Here is a 9,455-nt window from a genome sequence, read left to right as displayed (position 1 = left end):
GAAGGGATGAGCGTCAGCGAAGCGGGGGCTGTGGGGGGTCGTCTTCCCATAGAGGAAGGGATGAGCGTCAGCGGACCGGGGGTGTGGGGGTCGTTCCCCACACAGGGAAATCGGATGAGCGGGCGCGGGCGGTATGAGCGGCTTGAGGGTCACTCTGCGTGGGGGTGCTGTCACTGCGATTTCCGTAATCGGACCAATGAGGGCACCAAAAGCCGGGAAGACACTTGCGCGAGGGGCCCTCACTTGTGTGGACTGTCCCGCAAACACCGCACAGGTGCGGGCGGGCCACCCGTCCCGGGGGCCGGACAGAGACATGCACGGCACCGTGCGGATTTGACGACCATGGGAGGACTTTCGTGAGCGCGACCGCGGGTCAGGCGCAGTCTGAGCGCAGCCTGGCCGAACGGCTCGGCCTGAAGGCGGGCCAGGTGGTGCAGGAGATCGGCTACGACGACGACGTCGACGAGGAGCTCAGGGAGTCCGTCGAGGCCGTCACGGGGAACGAGCTGGTCGACGAGGACTACGAGGACGTGGTCGACGTCGTGCTGCTGTGGTGGCGCGAGGAGGACGGCGACCTGTTCGAGGGCCTGACCGACGCGATGATCCCGCTCACCGGCGGCGGCAACATCTGGCTGCTGACGCCCAAGGCGGGCCGGGACGGGCATGTGGAGCCCAGCGACATCGGCGAGGCCGCGCAGACGGCCGGGCTGTCGCAGACCAGCAGCGTCAGCGCCGCCAAGGAGTGGTCGGGAACGCGGCTGGTCGCGCCGAAGGTCCGCAAGTAGTCCCCGGCGCCCGGATCCCGGGCGCGGGGCGGCAGACTGGGTCCCGCCCTCCACGCCGGTGGAGGGCGGGGCGTGACCCCGCCATGGGCGGGGACGGAAGCGGGAGAGGTTTTGGGTGTTGAGGTGGGCGACGGCGCACCGGACTTCGAGCTGAAGGACCAGCACGGCACCCCGGTGAAGCTGTCGGACTTCCGCGGCGAGAAGAAGGTCGTCCTGGTGTTCTATCCGCTGGCGTTCAGCGGCGTGTGCACCGGTGAGCTGTACGAGCTCCGGGACGAGCTGCCCACGCTCGGCGGCGACGACGTCCAGGTGCTGGCGGTCTCGGTCGACTCGATGTTCGCGCTGCGCGCCTGGGCCGACCAGGAGAAGTACGGGTTCCCGCTGCTGTCGGACTTCTGGCCCCACGGCGGGACGGCGCAGCGGTACGGGGTGTTCGACGAGGGCAAGGGCGTCGCGGTGCGCGGCACCTTCATCATCGACACCGAAGGCGTGGTCCGCTGGAAGGTCGTCAACGCGATCCCGGACGCACGCGACATCGACGAGTACCGCAAGGCGCTCGCCGGGCTCTAGGCGAACCGGACCGGCACCGGCCGCCTGGCCGGAACCGGTCCCCGCACCCCTGGAGGTGTGATGCCCTGCTACCGCTGCGGGGCGCGGCAGACCGACCCCGTGCGCGGCGCGAGCCCGTGGAAGCGCGGGGTGCGGGCGGACCGGCAGGTGCTGGTCTGCCCCGGCTGCCAGGCCGTCCGCGACTGGGCGGACGATCTCGACCGCTGCTCGGCCTGCGCCTCCGCGGCGCTGGTGTGCCGGCTCGGCGAGGTCGAGTGCCGCGACTGCGGGCACACCCGCGAGGCCGCTCCCGCCGATCTCGTCCATTCGGGCGCCCCGCCGGGCGGCTCCGGCGACGGCGACGGCGACTTCTCCGCGGAGGTGGCCGCGGCGCTCAGCCGCGTCCTGAAACGGGGCCCGGCGCTCTGACGCGGAGCGCTCACGGACCGGTGGTCAAGGCCGGGAGGGCGCCCCTTTGCGCCCGCAGGGGCGCCCTCCCGGTTGCCGCGTTGCGCGCGGCCCGGAGCACAGGTCCGAGGCTCCGGGGCCTCCCCGCGCGCTCGCGGGGTCAGGCCGCCTGCCGGTGGTCGGCGTCCAGCAGGTGGTAGAGCAGCAGGAGCTGGGTGATGGCCAGGGGGTCGCTGGTGTCCGCGTCGCCGAGCCGGCCGAGGACCCCGGGGTCGGGGAGGGCCGTGCCGGCGCGGGGACCCAGGCGTTCCAGTATGGCCTTCTTGACGACCTGCGACTCCTCCGGGGAAACGTATCCGTGGACGTGCAGGGCGTCGACCGGGCGTCCGTCGGTGTCGCGGTGCAGGCGCAGGTGCATGGCGGTCTCCGCGCGCTCCGGCCCGGTGCCGGCGGGCCCGGCGTCCAGGACGTCCGCCAGGTCGGGGTGGTCGATCGTGGGGCGCAGCAGCAGTTCGGCGGACAGCGGGGTGCCGGGCGGGTCGAGCCGCCCGGCGACGGGCGCGAACCGCACGACGATGTCGGCGTGCTTGCGCTGCGGGCGGATGTAGGCGGCGCTCTCGGGTTCGCGCCGGTCGAGTTCCGCCATGACCTGCTCGGGGGTGTAGCCGCGCTTGGCGCAGTCGCGGCGCACCTTCCACGAGTGGCGCAGCGGCTCGGGCGGGTCGAGGTAGACGGTGATGTCGAAGCAGGCGCGGGCCATCCGGGTGTGCAGGGGGAGCAGGCCCTCGACGATGACGAAGTCGCGGGGCTCGACCAGCTCGGGGCGGACGAGTTCGCCGGTGGAGTGGTCGTAGACGGGCTTGAGGATCGGCTCGCCCATCGACAGGAGCTGCAGGTGCTGCTCCATGATGTCGATGTGGTTGCAGTCCGGGTGCAGCGCGGTGAACGGCTTCCCGGCGCGTTCGGCGCGGTCGTAGCGGTGGTAGTCGTCCACGCACACCGCGGTCATCCGGTCGGCTCCGAGGCACTGGACGAGCCCCCGGGTGAGGGTGGTCTTGCCGGCGGCGCTGTCGCCCGCGATCGCGAGCATGACGGGACGGCGGCCGGACCCGCGCGCCCGGAGCATATGCACGATCCGATGGGGCACCTTGCTCCTCCGTCCTGCGGAAACCGATTTTCGCATAGGAGAGTACGGGGTGGGCGGCGGGTGGCACGTCCCCCATCCAGGGGAGTGGAGGGGTGAAACGGCGGAGGGTGCCTCCGCATCCATCCCCGGGTCGGCCTACTGGCGGGTAGCTTCCGGTTGTTATCGTGCGGGAATGAGCGCCCCCGTACGTGTCGTCCTCGTCGACGACCACGAGATGATCCTCGCCGGGCTGCAGGCCATGCTGGCCGGGTTCTCCGGGCGTGTGCGCGTCGTCGGGCAGGCGGGGACGGGGGACGACGCGGCCCGGCTGGTCACCACGCTGCGTCCCGACGTCGTCCTGCTGGACGTGCGGCTCGGGCCGGAGAGCGGCCTCGACCTTTGCCGCCGGATCACCGGGCACGTCCCGGAGACGCGGGTGGTGTTCCTGTCGGTGTACGACGACGAGCAGTACGTCTTCGAGGCGCTGCGCGCCGGGGCGGGCGGCTACCTGCTCAAACGGGTGGACGGCCCGGAGCTCGTCCGGCGCCTCGAGGAGGTCGCGCAGGGCGAGACGGTCGTCGACGCGACGCTCGCGGGCCGGATGGCGGTCACCGCGGCCCGGCTGACCCGCGGCGAGTTCTGGCCCGGCGCCAACCGCGGGCTCACCCAGCGCGAGAGCGAGGTGCTGTCGCTGCTGGTGGGCGGGCTGTCGAACAAGGCGATCGCGGCGCGGCTCGTGCTGAGCGAGGAGACCGTGAAGAGCCACCTGCGGGCGCTGTACCGCAAGCTGGAGGTGACCGACCGGTCCGCCGCGATCGCGGTGGCGCTGCGCGAGGGGCTGTTCCGGTGACGGGCGCCCGGCCGCTGGAGCTGCTCGCCGAGCGCGGCCCCGACCTGCTCGTCCGGATCGTGGCGGCGGCCTGCTCCGCCCGCGAGCTGCCGCGGATGGCCGATGAGCTGGCCGGGCTGGTCGTCCGGTCGGCGCGGGCGCTGACGTTCTGCGACGTGTACGTGCTGGCGGAGGACGAGCGCGTCCTGGAATGGGCGGGCCCGCCCGTCCCGCTGGGGGAGGGCGACGTCGGCCTGGTCGCCGCGCACGGCCGCACCCGCCGCCATCCGGACGGGCGCGGCGCCGCGGTCCCCGTGCACAGCGAGGGCAAGGTGATCGCGGTCGTCGACGTCCGCTCCGCCGGGGCGCCGCCGCCCGAGGACCTGGAGCTCGTCCACGCGCTCGCCGGCCTGTTCGCGCCGGTGCTGTGCTCGTGCCGCCGGCTGCGCACCGCGCGCGAGCGCGAGCACTCCGCCGAGCGGTTCGCGGAGCGGGCCGTGCAGGCGCAGGAGGCCGAGCGGTCCCGGCTGAGCCGGGAGATCCACGACGGCATCGCGCAGCGGCTCGCCAGCCTCGGCTTCCACCTGTCGGCGGCCGAGCGGGCGATGCCCGAGCACCATCCCGAGGGCCTCGCGCAGATCATGATCGCGCGCCGGCTGTGCGAGCTGGCGGCGGCCGAGACCCGCGCCGCGATCGGCGGGCTGCGCCCGCCCGTCCTGGACGACCTGGGCCTGTCGGCGGCCCTCGCCACCCTCGCCCGCGAGGCCGGGGACGGCCCCGGCCCGTCCGGCCCGCTCGACGTGACGGTCACCGTCGAGGGGGAGCTGGAGGACGCGCTGCCCGACCACGTGCAGACCGCGCTGTACCGGATCGCGCAGGAGGCGGTGGGCAACTGCCTGCGGCATGCGCGGGCGACCTGCGTCGACCTGCTGCTCGAGCACTCCGATGACCGGGTGAGGCTGCAGGTCCGCGACGACGGGATCGGGTTCCCCGTGCGGGAGGTCCTCGGGCCGGGCGGCCGCGGGCGCCGCCCCGACTCCTACGGGCTGCGCGGCATGCGCGAGCGCGCCGAGCTGCTCGGGGGACGGGTCGCGGTGACGAGCAGGCCCGCGGCCGGGACGACCGTCGAGGCCGTGATCCCCATCCCCGGGCGGCGCCGCGGCGGGGTCAGCCCGTCCTGAGCACCCGGAAGGCGATCCCCGCCCTGGTCAGCCGGTCGATCAGGGCGTCGCCCATCGCGGCCGCGGTCGTGACCTGCCCGGCGGTCGGCGGGAGGTCGTCGTGGGCCAGGCACAGCGCCGACTCGGCGAGCATCTTGGCCGTCTCCCCGTAGCCGGGGTCGCCGCCGGCGACCTCGGTGACCACGCGCCGTCCGCCGCCCTCCCCGACGAACTTCACGCTGAACCAGTTGCGGGCGCGCTCCTTCTCGGACGGGCCGTCGCCCGGTGCGCGGAGCCGCAGCAGCAGGTCGCGCGTCGGCCGCAGCGCGGCGAGGGCGACCACGGCGCCGGCGCCGGCCGCCATCCCCGCCGCGAGGGCGAGCCGCTTGACGGCGATGTAGTGGCCGTAGGAGAAGTCGGGGCCGTAGCGGTCCAGCGCCGCCGCGGACCGGACGACGATCTGCGGGTCGAGGGTCGGCAGCGGCAGCGTCCAGCCACCCGCGATCCGGGCCTTCGGCGCGGGGCGGCGCGAGACGCGCACCCGCCGCCCGGCGGGCGGCTCCTCCAGCGCGCGGCGCTCCCGCTCGGCGCGCACCATGCCCGCGGGGTCGGCGAACACGCCGATCGCCGAGTGCAGCGTGCCGCCGGACGCGTCCGCGCGGGCGCGCACGAACGCCTCGACGTGCAGCGGGACGCCCTCCGGGAGCTGCTTCACCGTGAAGTAGGCGCCGAGGTCGTGGGGGACGGAGTCGAACCCGCAGGCGTGCACGATCCGGGCGCCGCTGCGCTCCGCCTCCCGGTGGTACTTCACGTACATCCGGTCGACGAAGGTCGGCTCGCCGGTGAGGTCGACGTAGTCGGTCCCGGCGCGCGCGCACGCCGCCACCAGCGGCTCGCCGTACTTGGCGTACGGGCCGACGGTGGTGATGACGACGCGCGCCGAGTCCGCGACGGCCTCGATCGAGGCGGTGTCGCCGGTGTCGGCGCGCAGCAGCGGGAGGCCGGCGCAGTCGGGGTTCAGCTCGGCCAGCCGGTCGCGGACGGCCGCCAGCTTGGCCTCGTTGCGTCCGGCGAGGGCCCAGCGGGTGCCGGGATCGGCGTGCCGGGCCAGGTACTCGGCGGTCAGCGCGCCGGTGAACCCGGTCGCGCCGAAGAGCACCAGGTCGTACGGGCGGTCCGGGCCGGTCCGGTGGTCGGCGGTCATCGTTGCCCCTTTCGCGGTTTCCGAACTCAATTCTGTCCTGTCGGCCGGCGTGCTCGCGCGGCGGGACGGCGATGTGAGCGACCGCACTCGTCTAGGGTTTGATCATTGAGGGGGTGGTGGCGTGACCGGGCTGGCCGTGGCGATGGACGTCGCCGCCCTGGGGTTCTTCGCGGCCTTCGTGTTCCTCGTGACGCGCAAGGAGACGGTTCCGGGGGACGAGGGCGGCCGGACCGCCGCGATGCTCCTGATCGCCGTCAGCCTCGCCCTGCTGTCGGTGTCGCTGTGGAGCCTCCCGTAGCGTCCGCCTCGTTCCCGCGCGCGGTGGTCTCGTCCGGGGTTGTCTCGTCCGGGGCGGTCTCGTCCGGGACGCTCCAGCCCGGGGCGGTGTCGTCCGGGGCGCTCCAGCCCGGGGCGTCCAGCAGGTGGCGGACGAACAGCAGCGTCGTCGCGGACGGCGCGGCCCCGGCGACCGCGTGCCAGGGCCGGTCGAGGGGCATCCCGGGCGCGTCGACGACGACGAGGTCTCCCGCGTCCAGCTCGGCGCCGACGGCGTCCCGCGAGACCAGCGCCACCCCGAGCCCGGCCGCCGCGCCCGCGATCACCGCGCCGTTCGAGCCGAGCACGAGCCGCGGCGGTGACGCCTCCCGGTCGGCCAGGTAGGCGTCCGCGCTCGCCCGCGTCCCCGAGCCGGGCTCGCGCATCACCCACGGGGTGCCCGCGGGGGTGAACCCGTCCGCGAGGTGCGGGGCGCCCACGACGACGAGCTCGTTCGGGCGGCGGGCGAGCACGGTCGCAGCGAGCCCGGCGGGCGGGCGCCCGGCCAGCACCAGATCGGCCTCGTGGGCGCCGAGACTGCTCCACACCTGCCGGCGCGGCCCGACCTCCAGCGTCAGCTCGACGTCCGGCCAGCGCTCCCGGAACGAGGCCAGCAGCTCGGGGAGGAGCTGGTCGGCGGCCGTCGTCACCGCCGCCAGCCGCAGCGTCCCGCGCCCCGGATCGGCCGCGCCGCGCGCCGCCGCCCGCCCCTCCTCCAGCAGCCCGAGGACCTGCCGCGCGTACCCCGCGTAGGCGGCCCCGGCGGGGGTGAGCCGGAGACCTCGCCCCTCCTTGCGCACGAGCGGGACGCCGAGCTCCCGGGTCAGCGCCGCGACCGCCGCCGACACCGCCGACTCCGTCACGTACAGCCGCCGCGCCGCCGCCCGCACCGACCCCGTGTCGGCGAGCGCGACGAACGTCCGCAACCGCGCCTCGGTCACCCGGACCTCCTCATTCAAGTTATCGCTCAAGAGTTACCGTAGAACACTTGATGGACATCGCAAGTATCGGCGGGGGAGGCTCGAAGCGTTCACGGTCCACGTGGCCGGGACGCGGCGCCCGCCCCGCCCCCTGGGGCATGCCGTCCTTCACCGGGGCGGGCCGCCGCGCCCCGTTCCGCGGCACCGGCATCCGACCTCGGGCTTAAGGAGAGCGGCGATGAGCGCAGGCAGATGGTCGGCGGGCGTGATCCCCTACGCCGAGATGGGCTACTGGCGTCCCGACTACCAGCCGAAGGACAGCGACATCCTCGCCGCCTTCCGGATCACCCCGCAGGAGGGCGTGCCGCCGGAGGAGGCGGGCGCGGCGGTCGCGGGCGAGTCGTCCACCGCGACCTGGACCGTGGTGTGGACGGACCGGCTCACGTCCTACGAGAACTACCAGGGCAAGTGCTACCGGGTGGAGCCCGTCCCAGGGCAGGACAACCAGTTCATCGCCTACATCGCCTACGACCTCGACCTGTTCGAGGAGGGCTCGATCGCGAACCTGACGTCGTCCATCATCGGGAACGTGTTCGGGTTCAAGGCGCTGAAGGCCCTGCGCCTGGAGGACATGCGCATCCCCACCCACTACGTGAAGACGTTCCAGGGGCCCGCGCACGGCATCGTCATGGAACGCGAGTACCTCGGCAAGTTCGGACGCCCGCTGCTGGGCGCGACCGTCAAGCCGAAGCTGGGGCTGTCCGCGCGCAACTACGGCCGCGTCGTCTACGAGGCGCTGCGCGGCGGCCTCGACTTCACCAAGGACGACGAGAACATCAACTCCCAGCCGTTCATGCGCTGGCGCGACCGGTTCCTCTACTGCATGGAGGGCGTCAACCGGGCGCAGGCCGCGACGGGCGAGGTCAAGGGCCACTACCTCAACGTCACCGCCGGGACGATGGAGGACATGTACGAGCGCGCGGAGTTCGCCAAAGAGCTCGGCAGCGTCATCGTGATGATCGACCTCACCATCGGCTACACCGCCATCCAGTCGATGGCCAAGTGGGCGCGGGCCAACGGCGTCCTCCTGCACCTGCACCGCGCGGGCCACTCCACGTACACGCGGCAGAAGAGCCACGGCGTCAACTTCCGCGTCATCGCCAAGTGGATGCGCCTGGCGGGCGTCGACCACATCCACGCGGGGACGGTCGTCGGCAAGCTGGAGGGCGACCCCAACAGCGTCCGCGGCTATTACGACACCCTCCGCCTGGACAAGGTGGAGGCCGACCCCGTGAAGGGCCTGTACTTCGACCAGGAATGGGCGTCGATGCCGGGCACGATGCCCGTCGCGTCCGGCGGCATCCACGCCGGCCAGATGCACCAGCTCCTGCACTACCTCGGCGAGGACTCGATCCTCCAGTTCGGCGGCGGGACGATCGGCCACCCCATGGGCATCGCCGCCGGCGCCACCGCCAACCGCGTCGCGCTCGAAGCGATGATCAAAGCGCGGAACGAGGGCCGCGACTACCTGGCCGAAGGCCCCGACATCCTCCGCGCCGCCGCCAAGAACAGCCGCGAACTGGACGTCGCCCTCTCCACCTGGGGCGACATCACCTTCACGTACGAATCCACCGACACCCCCGACGTCGTCGAGACCCCCGTGAGCGTGTGACATGCGGATCACCCAAGGCACCTTCTCGTACCTCCCCGACCTCACCGACGAGGAGATCACCCAGCAGGTCGCCTACGCCCTCGACCGGGGCTGGCCGTGCTCGGTCGAGTTCACCGACGACCCGCACCCGCGCAACTCCTACTGGGAGATGTGGGGCCTGCCCATGTTCGACCTCGCCGACCCCGCCGGCGTCCTGTACGAGATCAACGAGTGCCGCAAGGCGTACCCGGGCCACTACATCCGGCTGAACGCCTACGACGCGAGCTACGGGCGGCAGACGACCGCGCTGCAGTTCATCGTGCAGCGCCCGGCCGAGGAGCCCGGCTTCCGCCTCGACCGCGAGGAGACGTCCGACCGGCGCGTCCGCTACACCCTGCACCCGTACGCGCTGGACCGCCCCGAGGGCGACCGGTACGGGGCGGAGCGTTGAGCGAGCGCCCCGGTTTCGGGATGCGCCACAACGGCTCCCCGGCGGCCGCTCCCACCC

At 73.5% G+C, this 9,455-nt stretch carries 11 protein-coding genes; 8 read left to right on the top strand and 3 right to left on the bottom strand.

Going from position 1 to position 9,455, the window contains the following annotated elements:
* Positions 1 to 356: 356 nt before the first annotated feature.
* The 3 genes from E1200_RS27230 (at position 357) to E1200_RS27220 (ending at position 1,763) form a co-directional block, all read left to right on the top strand.
* Positions 357 to 785 (top strand): DUF3052 domain-containing protein, encoded by a 429-nt coding sequence (locus E1200_RS27230; RefSeq protein ID WP_131954932.1) that lies wholly within the window; start codon positions 357 to 359, stop codon positions 783 to 785.
* A gap of 111 nt (positions 786 to 896) precedes the next feature.
* Positions 897 to 1,355: a peroxiredoxin gene (locus E1200_RS27225; protein WP_131954931.1), complete on the top strand. Its 459-nt coding sequence runs from the start codon at positions 897 to 899 to the stop codon at positions 1,353 to 1,355.
* A 60-nt stretch (positions 1,356 to 1,415) separates the two neighbouring features.
* On the top strand, positions 1,416 to 1,763 hold the full coding sequence (locus tag E1200_RS27220; protein WP_131954930.1) for a hypothetical protein: 348 nt from the start codon (positions 1,416 to 1,418) through the stop codon (positions 1,761 to 1,763).
* Between the two features lie 139 nt (positions 1,764 to 1,902).
* On the opposite strand, the gene E1200_RS27215 is transcribed toward E1200_RS27220, so the two are convergent.
* On the bottom strand, positions 1,903 to 2,868 hold the full coding sequence (locus E1200_RS27215; RefSeq protein ID WP_131954933.1) for a phosphoribulokinase: 966 nt from the start codon (positions 2,866 to 2,868) through the stop codon (positions 1,903 to 1,905).
* Between the two features lie 193 nt (positions 2,869 to 3,061).
* On the opposite strand from E1200_RS27215, the gene E1200_RS27210 reads away from it, so the two are divergent.
* Both E1200_RS27210 and E1200_RS27205 read left to right on the top strand, forming a co-directional pair.
* The gene (locus E1200_RS27210; protein WP_131954929.1) at positions 3,062 to 3,718 is read left to right on the top strand and encodes a response regulator transcription factor; all 657 of its coding nucleotides are present in this window, start codon (positions 3,062 to 3,064) and stop codon (positions 3,716 to 3,718) included.
* Complete coding sequence (locus E1200_RS27205; protein WP_131954928.1) at positions 3,715 to 4,878, top strand: GAF domain-containing sensor histidine kinase; 1,164 nt, start codon at positions 3,715 to 3,717, stop codon at positions 4,876 to 4,878. Before E1200_RS27210 ends, E1200_RS27205 begins: the two co-directional genes overlap by 4 nt.
* Here E1200_RS27205 and E1200_RS27200 read toward each other — a convergent pair.
* On the bottom strand, positions 4,865 to 6,061 hold the full coding sequence (locus tag E1200_RS27200; RefSeq protein ID WP_131954927.1) for a saccharopine dehydrogenase NADP-binding domain-containing protein: 1,197 nt from the start codon (positions 6,059 to 6,061) through the stop codon (positions 4,865 to 4,867). The genes E1200_RS27205 and E1200_RS27200 overlap by 14 nt on opposite strands.
* A gap of 121 nt (positions 6,062 to 6,182) precedes the next feature.
* Between E1200_RS27200 and E1200_RS34010 the strand changes: the two genes are divergently transcribed.
* A complete protein-coding gene (locus E1200_RS34010) occupies positions 6,183 to 6,359 on the top strand; it encodes a hypothetical protein (protein ID WP_165950477.1) in 177 nt (58 codons plus the stop codon).
* Here the strand turns inward: E1200_RS34010 and E1200_RS27195 are convergent.
* The gene (locus E1200_RS27195) at positions 6,316 to 7,317 is read right to left on the bottom strand and encodes a LysR family transcriptional regulator (RefSeq protein ID WP_131954926.1); all 1,002 of its coding nucleotides are present in this window, start codon (positions 7,315 to 7,317) and stop codon (positions 6,316 to 6,318) included. The two genes, E1200_RS34010 and E1200_RS27195, sit on opposite strands and share 44 nt — an antisense overlap.
* Positions 7,318 to 7,534: 217 nt before the next feature.
* Here E1200_RS27195 and E1200_RS27190 point away from each other — a divergent pair, with 217 nt between their 5' ends.
* Positions 7,535 to 8,968 (top strand): form I ribulose bisphosphate carboxylase large subunit, encoded by a 1,434-nt coding sequence (locus E1200_RS27190; protein ID WP_131954925.1) that lies wholly within the window; start codon positions 7,535 to 7,537, stop codon positions 8,966 to 8,968.
* A gap of 1 nt (position 8,969) precedes the next feature.
* Positions 8,970 to 9,398, top strand: a complete 429-nt coding sequence (locus E1200_RS27185; RefSeq protein WP_131954924.1) for a ribulose bisphosphate carboxylase small subunit — start codon at positions 8,970 to 8,972, stop codon at positions 9,396 to 9,398.
* The last annotated feature ends 57 nt before the right edge of the window (positions 9,399 to 9,455 follow it).

Source organism: Actinomadura sp. GC306 (assembly GCF_004348665.1).
GTDB lineage: Bacteria > Actinomycetota > Actinomycetes > Streptosporangiales > Streptosporangiaceae > Spirillospora.
The sequence above is the reverse complement of the archived record's forward strand: the minus strand, read 5'-3'. Positions and strand labels throughout refer to the sequence as shown.